At 68.1% G+C, this 17,982-nt stretch carries 16 protein-coding genes; 8 read left to right on the forward strand and 8 right to left on the reverse strand.

The features are described 5' to 3' along the window. Positions 1–1,149 (reverse strand): histidine kinase (locus tag FV217_RS08525; RefSeq protein WP_147816769.1); only part of this gene is annotated, 1,149 nt, incomplete at its 3' end. A gap of 162 nt (positions 1,150–1,311) precedes the next feature. On the opposite strand from FV217_RS08525, the gene FV217_RS08530 reads away from it, so the two are divergent. The 3 genes from FV217_RS08530 to FV217_RS08540 all read left to right on the forward strand — a co-directional run bounded on the left by FV217_RS08530 (position 1,312) and on the right by FV217_RS08540 (position 4,052). Beyond that, positions 1,312–1,518 (forward strand): hypothetical protein, encoded by a 207-nt coding sequence (locus FV217_RS08530; protein ID WP_147816770.1) that lies wholly within the window; start codon positions 1,312–1,314, stop codon positions 1,516–1,518. A gap of 4 nt (positions 1,519–1,522) precedes the next feature. Further along, complete coding sequence (locus FV217_RS08535) at positions 1,523–3,028, forward strand: sodium:solute symporter family protein (protein WP_147816771.1); 1,506 nt, start codon at positions 1,523–1,525, stop codon at positions 3,026–3,028. A 94-nt stretch (positions 3,029–3,122) separates the two neighbouring features. Next, a complete protein-coding gene (locus tag FV217_RS08540) occupies positions 3,123–4,052 on the forward strand; it encodes a class I SAM-dependent methyltransferase (protein ID WP_147816772.1) in 930 nt (309 codons plus the stop codon). A 24-nt stretch (positions 4,053–4,076) separates the two neighbouring features. Here the strand turns inward: FV217_RS08540 and FV217_RS08545 are convergent, their stop codons facing one another. Continuing rightward, a complete protein-coding gene (locus FV217_RS08545; protein ID WP_147816803.1) occupies positions 4,077–4,946 on the reverse strand; it encodes a DMT family transporter in 870 nt (289 codons plus the stop codon). Positions 4,947–5,021: 75 nt separating this feature from the next. Between FV217_RS08545 and rhuM the strand changes: the two genes are divergently transcribed. After that, positions 5,022–6,134: a RhuM family protein gene (rhuM, locus tag FV217_RS08550; RefSeq protein ID WP_238231876.1), complete on the forward strand. Its 1,113-nt coding sequence runs from the start codon at positions 5,022–5,024 to the stop codon at positions 6,132–6,134. A gap of 451 nt (positions 6,135–6,585) precedes the next feature. Here rhuM and leuC read toward each other — a convergent pair whose 3' ends face one another. After that, positions 6,586–8,001, reverse strand: coding sequence for a 3-isopropylmalate dehydratase large subunit (leuC, locus tag FV217_RS08555; RefSeq protein ID WP_147816773.1), 1,416 nt, complete (start codon positions 7,999–8,001; stop codon positions 6,586–6,588). A 248-nt stretch (positions 8,002–8,249) separates the two neighbouring features. On the opposite strand from leuC, the gene FV217_RS08560 reads away from it, so the two are divergent. The 4 genes from FV217_RS08560 to FV217_RS08575 all read left to right on the forward strand — a co-directional run bounded on the left by FV217_RS08560 (position 8,250) and on the right by FV217_RS08575 (position 11,132). Then, positions 8,250–8,612 carry a prenyltransferase/squalene oxidase repeat-containing protein gene (locus FV217_RS08560; protein WP_147816774.1) on the forward strand — a complete coding sequence of 121 codons (363 nt, stop codon included), beginning with the start codon at positions 8,250–8,252 and terminating at the stop codon, positions 8,610–8,612. Positions 8,613–8,634: 22 nt separating this feature from the next. Continuing rightward, on the forward strand, positions 8,635–9,102 hold the full coding sequence (locus FV217_RS08565; RefSeq protein WP_147816775.1) for a hypothetical protein: 468 nt from the start codon (positions 8,635–8,637) through the stop codon (positions 9,100–9,102). An 81-nt stretch (positions 9,103–9,183) separates the two neighbouring features. Continuing rightward, positions 9,184–10,158 carry a 2-hydroxyacid dehydrogenase gene (locus FV217_RS08570; protein ID WP_238231875.1) on the forward strand — a complete coding sequence of 325 codons (975 nt, stop codon included), beginning with the start codon at positions 9,184–9,186 and terminating at the stop codon, positions 10,156–10,158. Continuing rightward, on the forward strand, positions 10,155–11,132 hold the full coding sequence (locus FV217_RS08575; protein WP_147816777.1) for an AprI/Inh family metalloprotease inhibitor: 978 nt from the start codon (positions 10,155–10,157) through the stop codon (positions 11,130–11,132). The genes FV217_RS08570 and FV217_RS08575 overlap by 4 nt, the downstream gene beginning before the upstream one ends. Before the next feature lie 97 nt (positions 11,133–11,229). Here FV217_RS08575 and FV217_RS08580 read toward each other — a convergent pair whose 3' ends face one another. The 5 genes from FV217_RS08580 to FV217_RS08600 all read right to left on the reverse strand — a co-directional run bounded on the left by FV217_RS08580 (position 11,230) and on the right by FV217_RS08600 (position 17,891). Beyond that, positions 11,230–11,394, reverse strand: a complete 165-nt coding sequence (locus FV217_RS08580) for a YqaE/Pmp3 family membrane protein (protein WP_147078374.1) — start codon at positions 11,392–11,394, stop codon at positions 11,230–11,232. Between the two features lie 322 nt (positions 11,395–11,716). Continuing rightward, positions 11,717–13,921, reverse strand: coding sequence for a 3-hydroxyacyl-CoA dehydrogenase NAD-binding domain-containing protein (locus tag FV217_RS08585; RefSeq protein ID WP_147816778.1), 2,205 nt, complete (start codon positions 13,919–13,921; stop codon positions 11,717–11,719). A gap of 93 nt (positions 13,922–14,014) precedes the next feature. Continuing rightward, on the reverse strand, positions 14,015–14,503 hold the full coding sequence (locus FV217_RS08590) for a hypothetical protein (RefSeq protein ID WP_147816779.1): 489 nt from the start codon (positions 14,501–14,503) through the stop codon (positions 14,015–14,017). A gap of 220 nt (positions 14,504–14,723) precedes the next feature. Further along, a complete protein-coding gene (locus FV217_RS08595; RefSeq protein ID WP_147816780.1) occupies positions 14,724–15,932 on the reverse strand; it encodes an acetyl-CoA C-acetyltransferase in 1,209 nt (402 codons plus the stop codon). Positions 15,933–16,100: 168 nt separating this feature from the next. Beyond that, entirely contained in the window at positions 16,101–17,891 is a 1,791-nt protein-coding gene (locus tag FV217_RS08600; RefSeq protein ID WP_147816781.1) for an acyl-CoA dehydrogenase C-terminal domain-containing protein, read from the reverse strand. Between the last annotated feature and the right edge of the window lie 91 nt (positions 17,892–17,982).

Here is a 17,982-nt window from a genome sequence, read left to right on the forward strand (position 1 = left end):
GCCGTGGCGGGCGGCGTTGGTGAGGCATTCCTGGGCGATGCGGTAGACGCTGACGGCCGCCTGCGCCGGCACGGCGGCGAGGTTGCCGGCGACGTCCAGGCGGAAGACCGAGCGCGGTTGGCCAAGATGTCGGCTTCTGGCGTTCCAGCCCGAGACGAGCTGGGCGAGGCTCGCCTCCAGGCCGAGCTCGTTGATGTCCTGGCTGCGCAGGCGCGACAGGGCCTCCTTGAGGCTCCCCATCATCCGGGCCGTCACCCGCGAGACCGAGCGGGCCTGGGTGGCGAGATCCGGCCGGTCGGGTTCGGCGCCGGCCTCGATCGCGGCGGCCAGCGCCGCGGTCGCGGTGAGGCACTGGCCGAACTCGTCGTGCAGGTCGCGGGCGAGCGCCCGGCGCTCCTCCTCCTGGACTTGGAACAGGCGCTTGGTGAGGGCGGCGCGCTCGGCGGTGGTGCGGGCGAGGCGGCCGGCAAGGTCCTCGACCGCGCGGCCGATATGGCGGAACTCCGCCGTGGCGAAGGCCGGAAGGCGCGGCCCGAATTCGCCGGCCTCCAGCCGGCGCAGGGCACGGGCGATGGTGCGGGCCGGCATCACGGCGTGGCCGATCAGCAGCGCCGCGAGCAGGCCGATCCCGGCCGCCATGGCGGCGGCGATGCCGGTGACGATCCGCACCTGCCCCCAGACCTGCCGCAAAGCCGCCGCCGGATCCGGCGCGGCGGTGATCGTGCCCGCCCTGAGCTGGCGCACCGTCAGGGGCACGCTCACCGAGGGATGCGCGCCGAAGGCCGTCTCGTAGACGCCGGCGAACCAGGCCGGCGGGCTCGCACCGACGCCCTCGACCTGGCTGCACAGCGGCTTCGCGCCCTGCACGGCGCTCGTGAGCGTGATGCAGATGCCGGGGGAGATGACGCGCAGCGTCTGCACGGCCTGCCATTCGGGCAACGGCAGCAGCGGCGCCTTCTCCATGCCGTCGCGCCAGAGCAGCTGGCGCCAGTACAGCACCGAGAGGTCGCGGGCGACGCGGGCGGCCGAGGCCTCGGTCTCGGCCCGGATGCCGTTCTTGGCGTCCCAGACGATCCAGCCGACCGCGCAGGCGAGACAGAGCAGCACCACGCCGACGAGGCGCAGGATCAGATGAGCCAACAGACGCATGGCGGCCTCCCCGGGATCGTGAGCGAGTTGGAGCGGGCCGTGACGGCCTTGGCAAGGCCGCGTCGGGGCCTTCGGTCAAATTGCCCGGCGGTAGGCGGGCACCCTGCCCTGTCGGCTACGGCTCCGCGCGGCGAGGTTCTGCGAGCCGAAACGGAGACGCCGATGCGACTGCCCCGCTTCATCCAGGTCTGGTTCGCCCTCGACCTGCTCCTGGCCCTGCTGCCGCCGCTGCACTGGCATCTCGGCGTGGCGGAGCCGGTGCTCGGGATGCCGTGCACCCTCGCCTACCTCTGGGGCGCGAGCCTGTTCATCGCGGCGAGCGTCGTCGCGGCCTATTTCGCCGATCCCGCGCGCGCCGTGGAGCGTTGACCCAATGGGCATCCTCGTCACCTACGGCGCGCTGGCGCTGTTCTTCGCCGCCGTCGTCCTCATCCTGCAGCGTTCCTACGTCGCCGACCGGAATTTCGCGGATTTCACAGTGGCCGGCCGCTCCTTCGGCGGCTTCTTCCAGGCGATGGCGTTCTTCAACACCTACCAGCCGGGCACGGTCTTCCTCGGTGCCTTCGGCTTCATCGTCGGCAACGGAGTCGTCGGCCTCGGCGTCTCGACCATGCTCGCGCCGGTGGTCATGTACCTGATGGCACAGCGGGTCTGGACCTGGGGCGCCCGCCACGACCTCAAGACGCAGCCCGACCTGATGGCGCTCCGCTACGGCTCGCGGGGGATCCGCGTGGTCGCGGCGCTGATCGGCGTGCTCGGGCTGTTTCCATGGATGGTGCTGGGGATGCAGTCCCTCGGCGCGGTGTTCTATGCCCTCGGCCTCGGACATCTTGGCTTCACCACTTCGGTGATCCTCGGCGTCGCGGTGATGTCGCTGCGCCAGGTCTGGACCATCCGCATGGGCATGCGCGGCATCGTCATCTCCGACGTCTTTCAGGGCATCGTCGCCTACATCGTCGGCAGCGGCCTGATGATCGGCCTCATCGTCTGGCTATTTTCGCAAGGGGCCTCGCTCGATGCCGTGCCGGCGACGAAGCTCGCCCTGCCGGGTGCGAACTCGGACGTGCCGCTGCTGTTCTTTTCGCTGACGCTCTTGCCGCTGCTCTGCTCGCTGTGCTGGCCGGACCTGTTCATCCGGCTCTACACCGGCTCCGGCGTCGAGGCGGTGAAGCGCTCCTCGGCCTATTGCGCGCCGCTGTCACTGGTCTTCGTCACGAGCCTCGGCTTCCTGGCGCTGCTGGCCTCCTCGCGCCCCGACGTGCTGGCGAGCCCGGAGACGGCGTGGTTCACGCTGAACCAGGCGGCCGGGGGCGTGCCGCTGCTGGCGCTCGCCGGCGTCATCGTGTTCGCGGCCTCCATGGGCAACATCGACGCCACCGTGCAGTCCATGGGCGCGCAGATCGCCAACGACGTGGTGCATCCCTACCGGCTCCTGAGCGAGCGCGGGCTCATGCTGACCTCCCAGATCGCCATAGCCGCTATCACCGCCCTCTCGGCCGTCATCGCCTGCCTGCCCCTGCCCTCGCTGTTCTCGATCGGCCTGTTCGCCTTCCAGGTGATGGTGCAGATTGCGGTACCGCTCTACCTCGGCATTTTCTCGAAGGCCGGCAACGCCGCCGGCGCTCTCACGGGCATGCTCGCCGGCATCGCGGTCGTGGCTGTGCTGCAACTGCTCTATCCGCTCGGCGTCCCCTGGGCCTGGGGCCTGACCTCCGGCTTCGTCGGGCTGATCGTCAATCTCGCGATTTTCTTGGGGGCGGCCGCATTGCTTCCCCGGAGCGCCGCCGAGCAGGCTCGGCTCGACACGCTGTTCGGCGAGGGCGGCAGCCCGTCCGCTGCGACCGATGCCGGACAGGGTCTGAGGGTTCGGCCGGCCTGACGACCTTGGTCGCTTGCGGGGAGTCGCGTCCTGTTCCAGGATCGCGGGTCCCCGTAAACCGGTGGCGCCCGGCCGCGCCGATCGAAAGCGCCCGATGACCCCTCCGCCGTGCCCGATCACCGGCGAGCCGGCGATCCGCCTCGTGCAGTGGGTCGGCGCCGGGTTCCTCGCCGACCTCTGGCGCATCACCCTGCGCGTGGACGCGCTGCCGAGCTTCAAGGGCACGACGCGCTTCGGGTTGTGGGAATCGGCGACGGGTCTCTACTTCTTCGACCCGATGCTGGAGGGCGATGCGGGATTCTACAGGTCGCTCTACGAGCGGCTGAGCAGCCGTTACTACCCGCGCGAGGGCCATCCGCGCTCCGAGTTCACCCTCGCCGCACGCCATATCCGCCCGAACGAGCGCGTCCTCGACGTCGGCTGCGGCTTCGGGGCCTTTCGCCATGCGGTGCACCACGCGCGCTATACCGGCCTCGATCCGCATTTCTCCGGCGAGCCCGGATCTGAGTGGGCCCGCATCGAGACGCTGACCGATCACCTCGCGGCCCATGCCGGCGCCTATGACGCCTGCACCGCGTTCCAGGTCCTCGAACATGTCGAGAACCCGGTGGCGATGCTCGGGACCATGATGCGGGCGGTCCGGCCCGGTGGGCGCGTCATCATCGGCGTGCCGCACGTGCCGGCGGCCCACACCAGGATTCCGAACTACCTGATCAACGCCGTGCCGCACCACCTGACCTGGTGGACTGCGGACGCGCTGACGGCGATCGCGGCCCGCGTCGGCCTCGTGAACGCGACGGTCGAGACGGCGCCCTGGGCCGATGTCGACGGACTGGTCTACTGGATGGCGCGCTGCTCGCCGGTGAAGTGCCGGGACCGGCACTACCGGCATTCCTGGGCCTGGCATGCCTCCACCGTGATCGGCTTCCTCGGCGGCTACGCGATGTGGACGATCAAGCCGACACCGAAGACGACGGACGAGGGCGCGTCGCTGCTGCTCGTGGCCGACACGCCGGCCGGATAGGCGGTCTCCCGACTGCGAAGCGGGTCACCGACCCTGGCCCGGCCGGAAGCGTTCGGCGACGGCGATGCCGCCGAGGACCAGGGCGAGGGCGGTCGCCTGCGTCGCGCCGAAGGGCTCGTCCAGGAGCATAACCGCGAGGCCTGCGCCGAAGACCGGTACGAGGTTCACGAACAGGCCGGCGCGGTTCGGTCCGATCAGCTCGACGCCGCGGATGAAGAAGAGCTGCGCGGCCAATGTCGGGCCGATCGCGACGAAGGCGACGACGGCCCAGCCCTTCGCGGTCGGCCAGATCAGGTGGCCGGCCGCCCATTCGACGGCGAGCGGCGGCAGCGAGGTGACGAGCGCCGTCGCGGCGATCGCCGTGAAGAAGGCCAGTCCCGCCACTCTGGGCCGGGAGGCCAGCCCCACGGTGTATCCGGCGTAGAACAGGCAGGCGGCGAGCATCAGCCCGTCGCCGAGATTGAACGAGAAGGTCCGCAGCACGCTCCAGTCGCCATGCGTCGCCGCCACGCCCGCGCCCATCAGAGTGATCGCTGCGCCGACGGCCTGTCCGCTGGTTACCGGTGTCCGGCTGACGAAAAAGTTCATCAGCATGACGAGCACGGGGATCGAACCCTGGAACAGGGCGACGTTGGTCGCGCTCGTATAGGTGCCGGCGAGGTAGAACAGGCTCGCATAGGCGGTGAAGCCGCTGGCGCCCATGGCGAACAGATAGACCGGCCGGCGCGCCAGCAGGCGCCAGTCCTCGGCCGACTGGCGCGGCGCGATCAGTGCGAGCACGGCGAAGCCGATCGCCCAGCGCAGCGTCGTCAGCACCTGCGGCGAGACCTCCCCCGTCGCCCATTTGCCGGCCACCGCGTTGCCCGCCCACATCAGCGTGGTCAGGACCAGCATGGAGTAGGCGAGCGCTGCCGGGTTGGAGCGGGCGGGGACAGGTAGGCTGGTGTGGGACTCCACGATCGCCTCGGCATGGTGGGACGCATTTTGACGAAAGCGATCGACCTAATAAGGTTGCCGGAATGTTCTCCGTCAACAAGGTCGCGCCGCTTTATGGGCCCCGAGGATAACGAACCGGTTCACTTGGTCGAGGAGCCGGAAACCGGCGATCGCTTTCTCGTGTACGCAACCGACAAAGGCCTTCGGCTGGACATCCGGTTTGTGGGCGAGGCGCTCTGGATGACGCAGGGGCAGATCGCTCAGCTTTTCGGTCGCGACGTCTCGACCATCTCCCGGCACATTGCCAACGTGTTCGAGGAGAAAGAGCTCGACGAATCGGCTTCTTTGCAAAAAGTGCAAACAACCACCGGTCGTCCGGCGTCCCTTTACAGCCTGGATATGGTCATCTCGGTTGGCTACCGTGTCTCCTCGGCGCAAGCAACGTTGTTCCGGCGATGGGCAACCGGCGTTCTGGTTCAATTCGCCAAGAAGGGTTTCGTGGTCGACGCACCACGTCTGAAGCAGCCCGACAACGCCGATCGGATCACGGAACTACGCGAAATCATTCGCGATATCAGGTCCGATGAGGCGAATGTCTACCGTGAGCTGCGTCAGATCTGCGCACTTTGCCGAGATTACGATGGAACGACAGCTGCCGCGAGAGAATTTTATCAGCATACGCAAGCGAAACTTGTTTACGCAGTAACCTCGCATACGCCAGCGGAAATCGTATCGACAAGAGCCGACCATTCTGCCGATAACATGGGCTTACAAGCTTGGCCAAATGATAGCATCAGAAAGGCCGATGTAAGTGTCTCGAAAAATTATCTCACGGAAAGGGAAATCAGAGAACTTAATAGACTTACAACAATATTGTTAGATATATTTGAAGACCAATTAGATCTAGGTAGAATTTTAATAATGGAAGACGCGAGAAGCCTTTTGGTTCGACAGCTGCAACAACTGGGTCGCGCTATTCTCCGGGCAGGCGGTCGCGTGAAGGCCTTGGATGCGAAGCGCCTGGCGGAGCAAGAATACGATCAGTTCGATTATCGGCGTAAGTTGGAACGTCAGCGGGAAGCGGACGAACGGATTTCCGCACTTGCAAAAGAGGCCAAAGCCCTCGGCAGGATACCGCGCAAGTAGAGAACCCCGCCGCCTTTGTCCGATCGCGGCAGAGCGCGTCTGGCCGCTGAGCCCCTATCGCATCTGCCCCGCCGGGCGAAGTGACCAGTTCGCGCGCGAAGAAGAGCTATCGCCGGACCGGCCGGTCGTCCCAGCGGATCGCCGGATCGTATTTGCGACAGCCCGCGATCATATCCTCCGGCGGCTTGCGCTCGACCCGGCTGCCGGAAAAGCCCTCCAGCACTTCCCAGCTATCGCTGTGGGAGAGAAAGTCTTGCAGGCGTTCCGGTGGCTTTGGCTCGGAAGGGGCGAGGCAGCCCCTTCGGCAAGGGCGCCGGAAGCTGCCGGGATCGCCCCAAGAGGATGAGCGCCGATCGTCCCGTCACGCGCCCGCCTTCCACAGCGACCATGCACTGCCCTCATTCCTACTCGCGGTCGCAGCGGAGGACGATGCGGTCCGCTGCCGTGAGGCTCAAGCCTGCCCGCGCCAGTCCCGGATATCGACGAAGCGGCCGGCCACCGCCGCCGCCGCCGCCATGGCCGGGGAGACGAGATGCGTGCGCCCGCGATGGCCCTGGCGGCCCTCGAAGTTGCGGTTCGATGTGGAGGCGCAGCGCTCCAGCGGGCTCAGCCGGTCGGCGTTCATGCCGAGGCACATCGAGCATCCGGGCTCACGCCAGTCGAAGCCGGCCTCCTTGAGGATGCGGTCGATGCCCTCGGCCTCGGCCTGCGCCTTCACCAAACCCGAACCCGGCACCACCATCGCCGAGATGCTCTCGTGCACCTTCCGACCCTCGACCATCTGCGCGACGATGCGCAGATCCTCGATGCGGCCGTTGGTGCAGGAGCCGATGAAGATGCGGTCAAGGGTGATGTCGGTCATCCGCGTGCCGGGGGTCAGGCCCATATAGGCGAGTGCTTGCTCCTTCGACTGCCGTTTGTTCTCGTCGGCGATGACGGCCGGGTCCGGCACCACGCCCTGGATCGAGACCACGTCCTCCGGGCTGGTGCCCCAAGAGACGATGGGCGGGAGGCTGGCCGCATCGAGCCGCACCTCGCGGTCGAAATGCGCGCCTTCGTCGGTGACGAGGCTTTCCCAATAGGCCCGCGCCTTGGCGAAAGCCGCGCCTTGCGGCGCCTTCGGCCGGCCCTCGACATAGGCGAAGGTGGTGGCGTCCGGCGCGACGAGGCCGGCCCGTGCGCCGCCTTCGATCGACATGTTGCAGATCGTCATCCGGCCTTCCATCGAGAGGGCGCGGATGGCCTCGCCGGCATATTCGATGACGTGGCCGGTGCCGCCGGCGGTGCCGATCTCGCCGATGATCGCGAGCACGATGTCCTTGGCGCTGACATGCGGCGGCAGGGTGCCGTCGACCGTCACGCGCATGTTCTTGGCCTTGCGCTGGATCAACGTCTGCGTGGCGAGCACGTGCTCGACCTCCGACGTGCCGATGCCGTGCGCGAGAGCCCCGAAGGCCCCGTGGGTCGAGGTGTGGCTGTCGCCGCAGACGATGGTCTGGCCGGGCTGGGTGAAACCCTGTTCGGGGCCGATGATGTGGACGATGCCCTGGCGCCGGTCGAGGGCGTCGTAGAACTCGATGCCGAAGTCGCGCACGTTCTCGGCCAAGGCCTCGAGCTGCGTGCGGCTCTCGGGATCCTCGATGCCCTTGGAGCGGTCCGAGGTCTGGACGTTGTGGTCCACCACCGCGAGCGTCTTTTCGGGAGCGCGCACCTTTCGGCCGGCGACGCGCAGTCCTTCGAACGCCTGGGGGCTCGTCACTTCGTGGACGAGGTGGCGGTCGATGTAGAGCAGCGTGTTGCCGTCCGGCAGGGTCTCGACGACGTGGTCGTCCCAGATCTTGTCGTAGAGGGTGCGGGGAGCGGTCATGGCGCTGTCGGTCGAAGGGCTGCGGGTGTCGGCCTCGCGGCGCGACTGATCGCGCGCACGGACTGGGATCGTTCCAGATCCCATCTAGTAGCGCTCCCGAGCGCGTTTCGGAAGAGGCCGGCTGTCATGCTCGACCGCGATGCCTGCAGCCGAAACTCAGGCTGGGTCGAAGCGCTGCTGGATTGTCCGTCGGCGAAATCACACGCTACAGTCGAGCCAAGAACACGCTCGGAGCCTCCGAGGGAGTGATGTCGAGACCGCTTGAGGCCTTCACGTTCCCTCACCGCCCGGTGATCGATCCGTTGGAGCACGGGACAACACCGCGCGCGTCGCTGGCGACCGCGATCCGCCGGGCCGTGGCGGCGCTCGGCTGGCGGCGCCGGACGGACGGGCATTGGGTGTTTCCGCTCGAGGCGGACGCGACGATCCCCGCCGACTACGTGCTGCTCCAGCACTATCTCGACCGGATCGACGAACCGCTGCAGGCGCGGATCGGCACCTATCTGCGACGCATTCAGGCAGACGAAGGCGGCTGGCCGATGCATCCGGGCGGCCGCTTCGACCTGTCGGTGAGCGTGAAGGCCTATTTCGCCCTCAATGGCGCCGGCTGACGGATCGAGCGGGGAGCAGGCCATGGATCGACGTTCTCTCCTGCGGGCCGGCGGTGCTGCCGGCTTGCTCCTCGCCCTGACCGCGTCCGCCCTTCGGGCCGAGGAGGCCAAACCGCTGCATCGCATCGCCCTCCAGGTCAGCTCCGCCGATCCGGCGCTGATGAATCTCGCCCTCACCAACATCGTGAACATCGCCAAGCACTACGCGGGCACGGGCGACAGCGTGGCCATCGACCTGACGGCGTTCGGGCCGGGTTACGCGATGGTGCGGGCGGATACCTCGCCGGTGAGGGCGCGGATCGCCGAGATCAGGCAGCGCTATCCGTTCGTGCGGTTCTCCGCCTGCCAGAACGCCCGGCGGGCCATGGCCGAGGCGGAGGGGAAGACGCCCGACGCGATCCCGCAGATCGCGGAGGCCGACGACGTCCCGGCCGGCGTCGTGCATCTCAGCGAGTTGCAGGAGCAGGGCTGGTCCTACCTGCGACCTTGACGCTCTCCCGAGCGGCTGCGCTGGACCGCCATGCAGCCCGGCGCTAAGCCGGCGGGAACCGCCATACGGGACTCCAGGCCAGTGCCCGATACCTCCGCGCCCGACATCCTGACGATCCGCCACCTGCAGCCCGACATCGTCGAGGCACTCGATGCCCGGTTCCGGATGAACCGCCTCGATCAGGCGCCCGACCGTGAGGCGTTCTTGAACGAGATCGGTCCGCGCATCCGCGGTCTCGCCGTCGGCTCCCAGACCGTGGTCGATGCCGCCTTGTTCGAGCGGCTGCCCAATCTCGAAATCGTCTCGAATTTCGGCGTCGGTTACGACACCATCGACGCGCTCGAGGCCGGACGGCGCGGCATCGTCGTCACCAACACGCCCGACGTTCTCTCCGACGAGGTCGCCGACCTGGCGCTCGGGCTGCTGTTGGCCACCGTGCGCCAGATCCCACAGGTCGACCGCTACCTGCGGGCCGGCCGCTGGCCGGAAAAGCCCTACCCGCTCACCGCAACCCTACGCGAGCGCCGGGTCGGCATCCTCGGGCTCGGCCGGATCGGGCAGGCAATCGCCCGGCGTCTCGAAGGCTTCGATGTCGCGATCCACTACCACGGCCGCAGCAGGAAGCCCGGCGTCGCCTACACCTACCACACTACCCTGATGGGGATGGCGAAGGCCGTCGACGTGCTGATGGTGGTGGCGCCCGGCGGACCCGGCACCGACGGCATGGTCGACGCCGCGGTGCTGGCGGCGCTCGGGCCGGACGGAATCGTGATCAACGTCGCCCGCGGCAGCATCATCGACGAGGCGGCACTGGCCGAGGCGCTGAGATCCGGCACGATCCACAGCGCCGGGCTGGACGTCTTCGCCAAGGAGCCGCACGTCTCGCCCGAACTCCTCGCCCTCGATCACGTCGTGCTGCTGCCTCATGTCGGCTCGGGCTCGGTCCACACGCGGAGGGCCATGGGCCGGCTGCTCGTCGACAACCTCGTCGCCTGGTTCGACGGCAAGGGGCCGCTGACGCCGGTGCCCGAGACGCCGTGGAGCCGCGGAGCATGATCCGCGGCTCGGCTGCCGGGCTCGCAATCCTGATCGCCGCCTGCCTGTCCCTGCAGGCACAGGAGACGCCGTTGCGCGGCGACGAGACGCCGGCAGCCGTGCCCGAGGTGCCGCCGACGCAGGCCGCTCCTCCCGTTTCTCCGCTCAAGACCCTGCCGGAAACCCTCGGGGACGCCGTCGGGATGTGGGACATGTCCCTCGACGGCAGCAACCGGCGCTGCGAGTTGACGCTCTCGGCCGATAGCGGGCCGGACGGCCGCGTGCTGCGTTTTCCCGCCGGTTGCCGGCGGGCGCTGCCGATCCTGTCCGAAGCGGCCGGTTGGCTGTTTGCCGAGAAGGGCATCCGCATCGTCGACCGCAACGTGCGACCGGTGATCACCTTCACGCCGCGTGCCGACCAGGGGAGCCTCGGCGGCCAGGCCGAGCACGGCGGCACCTACAGCCTCGTTCCGCTTCAGACGCTGGCGATGCTTCCGCCCCCGCCCGCGGTCGAGCCTGCAGCGCCGGACGGCGCCGTGGGCTCGAGTCTTTCCGACGTCGCACCGTCTCGCGACATTCCAGGCTCTCAGCCGGTACTGGGGGCGGGCATGCTCGCCAACCGGGAGGTGACCACCCGTGCCGAGTCGCAGGCCGGCCCGCGGCAGGACCGTTCCGGCCGGCCGGCCGTCGGGACCTACGCCCTCGACCGTTTCGCCGAGAAGGACGTCTGCCGGATCGCCCTGGAGTCCCGTCCTCCTGCCGCGAAGGCGGAGCGTGAGCCGATCAAGGAGCTTTCACCCGCCCGCATCCTGCCGGGCTGCCGCGACGGCGGCATCGCGACGTTCGATCCGGTCTCGTGGCGCTACGCCAGCGGCCACCTGACCCTGAAGGCGCGGCGCGGCCACGCCATCAACCTCGTCCCCACCGGCGAGGGAAGCTGGCGGCGCGATCCCGACACCGGCACGACGCTGGTGCTGCGCAAGGTCGAGCCTTGAACGACGAAGGGGAAGCGACGACGCTTCCCCTCTCGGTTTCCGCTCGGGGCGGTGGCTCGATCGGCCGGATGGTCCCTTGTGGACCGAACGCCGCCGCTCAGCGGTCTCGCAGGACCAGGTAGAGGGCGTGGATCGAGCCCGGGAGATAGAACAGCAGGCAGAGCAGGATGTTGAGCAGGAACTGCAGGCCGAAGCCGTTCGTCATCAGCACGGAGATCGGCGGCAGGAAGAATGCGATCAGGACTTGTACGAGTGTCGACACGATGGCTCCGCGCAAGAGGGTCGTCGCCAGAACGCAAGCCTGGGCATTCGGTTCCCATGGCGTCGGTCTGTCGATTTCGGTGGGCTCGAGTCCATGAACGGTCAGCCGGTTCACGGACGGTCTCGTCGCGCGCGGCGATACGGACGTGTCGGGCAACGACGGTAACCGCTGCCTCTCGCCGAAAGGGCGCGATACGCTCGTGCCCCTTCGATGATGCCCTGCCAGCAACTCTGACGCTTCGCCGCGATATGCCGGCTCGCCACAGGTCCCATTTCGCGACCGGTTACGGGAGACCGGCCGGGCAGCACTTTCGTTCGGCGGCTCAGGCCGCCTTCTTCTTCAACGCGTCGTAGAAGCGGCCGCCGCTCTCGGCCATGGCGGCCAGCGTGTCCGGCACCGCGAAACGCGGGCCGTGCTTGGCCTCCAGCTCCCGCGCCAGGGCGACAAAGCGCTTCGGCCCCATGAAGTCGATGTAGGACAGTGCCCCCCCGGTGAACGGCGCGAAGCCGAAGCCGAGGATCGAGCCGACATCCGCTTCTCGCGGATCGGTGATCACGCCCTCGCCGACCGTGCGTGCCGCCTCCAGCGCCTGAACCACGAGGAAACGGAGCTTCAACTCGGCCACGTCGATCTCGTCGGCCGGAAGGTGCGTCGCCTGCATGTCGCGGAGTGCAGGCCAGAGCCGCTTCTGACCGCCCTCCGGATAATCGTAAAAGCCCTTCCGATTCTTGCGGCCGAGCCGCCCCTGGTTCTCGACCAGTTCCGTGAGCAGCGCCTTCTGGACGGGATCGACGGCGTCGGGGCCGAGCTGCGCCTCGGTGGCCTTGAGGATCTTCAGGCCGAGGTCGATGCCGACCTCGTCGTTGAGGGAGAGCGGGCCGACCGGCATGCCGGCCATCTTGCCGGCATTCTCGATCATCGCCGGCGGTACGCCCTCGGCGAGCATCCGGTGCCCCTCGTCGAGATAGGCGATGACGCAGCGGTTGGCGAAGAAACCGCGCGAGTCGTTGACCACGATCGGCGTCTTCTTGATCGCGCGCACGAAGTCGAGGGCGGTGGCGATGGCCCGGTCGCCCGTCTCCTCGCCCTTGATGATCTCCACGAGCAGCATCTTCTCCACCGGCGAGAAGAAGTGGATTCCCACGAAATCCTTCGGCCGGGCGGAGGCCTTGGCCAGCCCCGAGATCGGCAGCGTCGAGGTGTTGGAGGCGAAGATCGCGCCCTCCCCGATCACCGCCTCGACCTTGGCGATCACCTCGGCTTTGACCTTCGGATCCTCGAACACCGCCTCGATCACCAGATCGCACTCGGCGAGGTCGGTATAGGCGTCGCTGGCGTGGATGCGGGCGAGCAAGGCGTCGCGGTCGGCGGCCTTGGCGCGGCCCTTGTTGACCCGGTCGGTGACGAGCTTCTGGGCGTGGGCCTTGCCCTTCTCGGCGGCCTCCAGGCTCTGGTCGACGAGCACCACCTCCATGCCGGCATCGGCGCTGACATAGGCGATGCCCGCCCCCATGAAGCCGGCGCCGACGATGCCGATCTTCTTGAGCTTGGTCGGCGGGATGTCCTTCGGGCGCCGGGCGCCCTTGTTGATCTCACCCATGGAGATGAACAGCGTCCGGATCATCGCCTGCGCTTCCTTGGTGCGCAAGATGTTGGTGAAATACCGGCTCTCGACCTTGAGGGCGAGATCCATCGGCAGCTGCAGGCCCTCGTAGACCGAGTGCAGGATCGCCTTGGCGGCCGGGTAATTGTCGTGCGTCTCGCGGCGGTAGATCGCATTGGCCGGCGGCCAGATCATCATGCCGGCCGGCGAGTAGACCTTGCCCGAGGGCGGCTTGAACTTCGGTACGTCCCAGGGGGCGACCGCCGAGCCGCCGGCCTTGATCCAGGCTTTCGCCGTCTCGACGATGTCCTCGCGCTTGGTGACGGCGTGGACGAGGCCCATGCCCTTGGCCATGGGGGCGCGGATCTGCTCGCCCTTGAACAGCATCTGCAGGGCGTCGCCCGTCTGCATCAGGCGCGGCACGCGCTGGGTGCCGCCGCCGCCGGGAAACAGCCCGACCTTGATCTCGGGCAGGCCGACGCGGGTCTTGTCGTCGTCGGACAGGACGCGGTGATGGCAGGACAGGGCGAGCTCGAAGGCGCCGCCGAGGCAGAGCCCGTGGATCGCCGCCGCAAACGGCTTGCCGCAGGTCTCGAGCCCGCGGAAGACGAGGTTGAGCCGGCGCGCACCGTCGAAGAAGAAGCGCATGGCCTCCTCCTCGCCGGCCGTGGCCTTGAGCTTTTCGTACTCGGCGCCGAGGCCCTGGAGCATGGTGAGGTCGGCGCCGCCGGAGAACGCCTCCTTGCCCGAGGTGATGACGCAGCCCTTGATCGCCGCATCGTCCGCGACCGCCTTCACGATCCGCTCCAGCTCGTCCATCACCTCCATGGTGATGACGTTCATCGAGCGGCCCGGCATGTCCCAGGTCGCCAGCGCGATCCCGTCGGCATCGGTCTCGAAGCGGAAATTCGTGTAGGCGCTCATCGCGGATCCTCTGGCGTGGGCGGCGGCCGGCGCCGTCGCTGCGTGCGGCGGGCGCGGCCTCGATGCCGCGCCCGCGAGCCGTAGGTCGTTCTGTTACTTCGGCATCTGCATCGGCTGCTGGCCGGGCACGCCGCCCTTCTGCTCGCCGGCCGCGGCCAGAGAGAGCATGTTCAGGAGGCGCGTGACGGCGGCCTGCGAGATCACGTTGATCTCCGACTTCGGATCGGCGTTGATCGCCTGATACTTCTGGTAGATCGGATCGTCGTAGATGCCCTGCAGGTGCTTCAGGTCGGCGAGGCTGAACTTTTCTGCGTAGTGCTTGGAGATGCCCTCGAGCAGCCCTTTGCGCTGGGTGTCGAATTCGGCGCGGGCGTCCTTGCGGACCTTCTCGGCCTTGTCCTCGGGCATCTGCGCGACGGTCTTTTCCAGGGCGCCGGCGAAGCCCGTATCGAGGGTCTTCAGGATCGTCTTGTCGACGAGCGTCTTCGCGACGGCGATCTTGTCGGCCGTCTCGTCGGCATGGGCCGCGAGCGGCATGCCGAGCGCGAGCACGAGGCCGGCGGTTGCGAACAGTCTCATCATCTTGGCGTTTCTCCGTTTCTTTACGCCGCACGCTCGAGCGTGCGGCGGGTGGCCGCCTTTACCAGCCTTTGCCGGCGGGCTGCCACCTCTCGGTCGTTCCTGCGGCGACGGTTCCCGGCGATGGTCGCCCTCGGCGACCGATCATCGGGCAAGCGCGACTGCGCGTCGCCGCCCGTGCGGCGGACGTCTCGCGATGCGACTGCGTCGTGAGACACCAGCGTTAAACTCTTTCGATGATCGTCGCGGTGCCCATGCCTGCGCCGATGCAGAGCGTGACGAGCGCCCGCTCTTTGCCGGTGCGCTCCAACTCGTCGAGCACGGTGCCCAAGATCATCGCGCCGGTAGCGCCCAGCGGATGGCCCATGGCGATGGCCCCGCCGTTGACGTTCACCCGGGCCGGGTCGAGGTCGAAAGCCTGCTGGAAGCGCAGGACGACGGCGGCGAAGGCCTCGTTGACCTCGAACAGGTCGATGTCGTCGAGGCTCATGCCGGCCCGCGCCAGAACCTTCCGCGTCACGTCGACCGGGCCGGTGAGCATCAGGGCCGGGTCCGAACCGATATTGGCGAACGCCCGAATGCGAGCACGCGGCTTCAAGCCGGCCGCTTGCCCGGCCTCGGCCGAGCCGATCAGCACGGCCGCGGCGCCGTCGACGATGCCGGACGAGTTGCCGGCATGGTGGACGTGGTTCACCGCCTCGACCTCCGGATGCGCGTCGATCGCCACGGCGTCGAAGCCGCCCATCTGGCCCATCTGCACGAAGGAGGCCTTGAGGCTCGCCAGCGACTGCATGTCGGTGGCGGGCCGCATGTGCTCGTCACGTCCCAGCAGCGTCAGGCCGTTGATATCGCGCACCGGCACGACCGAGCCGTCGAACAGGCCCTGGTCCCAGGACTGGCCCGAGCGCTGCTGCGACTGGACGGCGTAGGCGTCGCAATCGTCGCGCGAGAATCCGTATTTGGTTGCGATCAGATCGGCCGAGACGCCCTGCGGCATGAAGTAGGATTTCACCGCGATGGCCGGATCCACCGGCCAGGCGCCACCCGAAGCGCCCAAGCCCACGCGGCTCATCGACTCCACGCCGCCGCCGATCGTCATGTCGTGCTGGCCGGCCATGACCTGTGCCGCGGCGAAGTTGATCGCATCGAGCCCCGAGGCGCAGAAGCGGTTGATCTGCACGCCCGGCACGTGATTGCCGTAGTCGGCCACCAATGCGGCGGCACGGGCGATATCCCCGCCGGCCTCGCCGACGGGATCGACGCAGCCGAGCACCACGTCGTCGATTCGGCGCGTATCGAGATCGTTGCGCTCGGCGAGCGCGCGGAGCGCGGTCTCGGCGAGGCGCAGGGCCGTGACCTCGTGCAGCGCCCCGTCCGGCTTGCCGCGGCCGCGCGGCGTGCGGACGTGATCGTAGATGTAGGCGTCTGCCATGTGCGCTTCCTCTTGCTCACTAGCGCCAACCCCTCTCACCTCTGCGGGAGAGGGTAGCCCGCGAAGCGGGTCGGGAGAGGGGAGCGACATCTCCGGAGAGGGCGCTCCCCTCTCCCGCCTGCTCCACAGGCACCCTACCCCGCAGAGGGGGAGGGTTTCGTAGCGGGTCTAAAACGCCTCCGCCGCCAGCGCCATCGTCGTCTCCGAGCCCGCCTTGATGCGGGTCAGCCGCAGGGCCGTCTCCGGCAGCATCCGCTCCATGTAGAAGCGGCCGGTGATGCGCCGCGCCTCCATCCGCGCCGCGTCGCCGCCCTCGGCCGCGTTCACCGCGGCCGCCCTCGCGATCTTGGCCCACATATAGCCGATGGCGACGAGGCCGAGGAGGTGCATGTAGTCGGTGGCGCCGGCGCCGGCGTGGTCGGGCTTCGCCATCGCGTTCTGCATCAGCCACATCGTCGCCGCCTGCAAGTCGTTCACCGCGGCCTGCAACGGACCGGTGAAGGCTTTGAGCGCCTCGTCCTCATTGTGGTCCTTGATGAAGCCCTGGACCTCGCCCAAAAAGGTCATCATGGCGCGGCCTCCGTCCTTGGGCAGCTTGCGGCCGATCAGGTCCATGGCCTGGATGCCGTTGGCGCCCTCGTAGATCATGGCGATGCGGGCATCGCGCACGAACTGCGACATGCCCCATTCCTCGATGTAGCCGTGGCCGCCGAACATCTGCTGAGCCTCGACCGCGTTGGCGAAGCCCTTGTCGGTAAGCACGCCTTTCACCACCGGGGTCAGCAGCCCGAGCAGGTCGTCGGCGGTCCGGCGCTCTTTCTCGTCGCCCGAGCGGTGGGCGATGTCGGATTGCAGCGCGGTCCAGAGCACCAGCGCGCGGGCGCCCTCGTTGAAGGCGCGGATCTGCATCAGCGTGCGGCGCACGTCGGGATGCACGATGATCGGGTCGGCGGCCTTTTCGGGGTTCTTGGCGCCGGTGAGCGAGCGGCCCTGGAGCCGATCCTTCGCGTAGGCCACGGCGTTCTGGTAGGCCGCCTCGGATTGCGCGAGCCCCTGCACGCCGACGGCAAGACGCGCCTCGTTCATCATCACGAACATCGCAGCGAGGCCCCGGTTCGCCTCGCCGACGAGCCAGCCGGTGGCGCCGTCGTAGTTCATCACGCAGGTGGCGTTGCCGTGGATGCCCATCTTGTGCTCGATCGAGCCGCAGGACACGCCGTTGCGCTCGCCCACCGAACCGTCTGCGTTGACGAGGAACTTCGGCACGACGAACAGCGAGATGCCCTTGGTGCCGGCCGGCGCGCCTTCGATGCGGGCGATGACGAGGTGGACGATGTTCTCGGCGAGGTCGTGCTCGCCGGCAGAAATAAAGATCTTGGTTCCGGTCAGCGCGTAGGAGCCGTCGGCATTCGGCACGGCCTTGGTCTTCAGCATCCCGAGATCGGTGCCGCAATGCGGCTCGGTCAGGTTCATCGTGCCGGTCCAGGCACCCTCGACCATCTTCGGGATGTAGGTCTGTTTCTGCCCTGCGTTGCCGTGCACGAGAAGCGCCGCGACGGCTCCCTGCGTCAGGCCGGGATACATCGTCAGCGCGAGGTTGGCGCCCGATGCGAATTCCGAGATCGCGGTGTTGAGGACGTGCGGCAGGCCTTGCCCGCCGTATTCCTCCGGCACCGAGAGGCCGGCCCAGCCGCCCTCGGCATAGGCGTTGTAGGCGGCCTTGAAGCCTTTCGGGGTCGTGACGCTGCCGTCGGGATGGCGCTGGCAGCCCTGTTGGTCGCCCTCGAGGTTGACCGGCGCGAACACGCTGCCCGCAAGCTTGCCGCCCTCGTTGAGCAGCGCCTCGATCACGTCGTCCGAGGCGTCGGAAAACCCCGGCAGGTTGTCGTAGCGGCGGATCGCGAGGACGTCGTTCAGCAGGAACAGCACGTCCTCGACCGGTGCCCGATAGCTCGGCATCTCGTCATCTCCCCGTGCGCGTATCGCCGACGCGTCTCGATCGTTCATATGTAAACTATCGTAGGTCGTCCGGTAAAGGCCCGCAGCGGCG

This window comes from Methylobacterium sp. WL9 (assembly GCF_008040035.1).
Lineage (GTDB): Bacteria > Pseudomonadota > Alphaproteobacteria > Rhizobiales > Beijerinckiaceae > Methylobacterium > Methylobacterium thuringiense.

What these genes read in the sequence shown, in the direction of transcription:
- FV217_RS08530 (WP_147816770.1), top strand. Translation starts at nt 1,312, where the DNA reads ATGCGACTGCCCCGCTTCATCCAGGTCTGGTTCGCCCTCGACCTGCTC.
- FV217_RS08535 (WP_147816771.1), top strand. Translation starts at nt 1,523, where the DNA reads ATGGGCATCCTCGTCACCTACGGCGCGCTGGCGCTGTTCTTCGCCGCC.
- FV217_RS08540 (WP_147816772.1), top strand. Translation starts at nt 3,123, where the DNA reads ATGACCCCTCCGCCGTGCCCGATCACCGGCGAGCCGGCGATCCGCCTC.
- FV217_RS08545 (WP_147816803.1), bottom strand. Translation starts at nt 4,946, where the DNA reads ATGCTGGTCCTGACCACGCTGATGTGGGCGGGCAACGCGGTGGCCGGC.
- rhuM (WP_238231876.1), top strand. Translation starts at nt 5,022, where the DNA reads ATGGTGGGACGCATTTTGACGAAAGCGATCGACCTAATAAGGTTGCCG.
- leuC (WP_147816773.1), bottom strand. Translation starts at nt 8,001, where the DNA reads ATGACCGCTCCCCGCACCCTCTACGACAAGATCTGGGACGACCACGTC.
- FV217_RS08560 (WP_147816774.1), top strand. Translation starts at nt 8,250, where the DNA reads ATGTCGAGACCGCTTGAGGCCTTCACGTTCCCTCACCGCCCGGTGATC.
- FV217_RS08565 (WP_147816775.1), top strand. Translation starts at nt 8,635, where the DNA reads ATGGATCGACGTTCTCTCCTGCGGGCCGGCGGTGCTGCCGGCTTGCTC.
- FV217_RS08575 (WP_147816777.1), top strand. Translation starts at nt 10,155, where the DNA reads ATGATCCGCGGCTCGGCTGCCGGGCTCGCAATCCTGATCGCCGCCTGC.
- FV217_RS08585 (WP_147816778.1), bottom strand. Translation starts at nt 13,921, where the DNA reads ATGAGCGCCTACACGAATTTCCGCTTCGAGACCGATGCCGACGGGATC.
- FV217_RS08590 (WP_147816779.1), bottom strand. Translation starts at nt 14,503, where the DNA reads ATGATGAGACTGTTCGCAACCGCCGGCCTCGTGCTCGCGCTCGGCATG.
- FV217_RS08595 (WP_147816780.1), bottom strand. Translation starts at nt 15,932, where the DNA reads ATGGCAGACGCCTACATCTACGATCACGTCCGCACGCCGCGCGGCCGC.
- FV217_RS08600 (WP_147816781.1), bottom strand. Translation starts at nt 17,891, where the DNA reads ATGCCGAGCTATCGGGCACCGGTCGAGGACGTGCTGTTCCTGCTGAAC.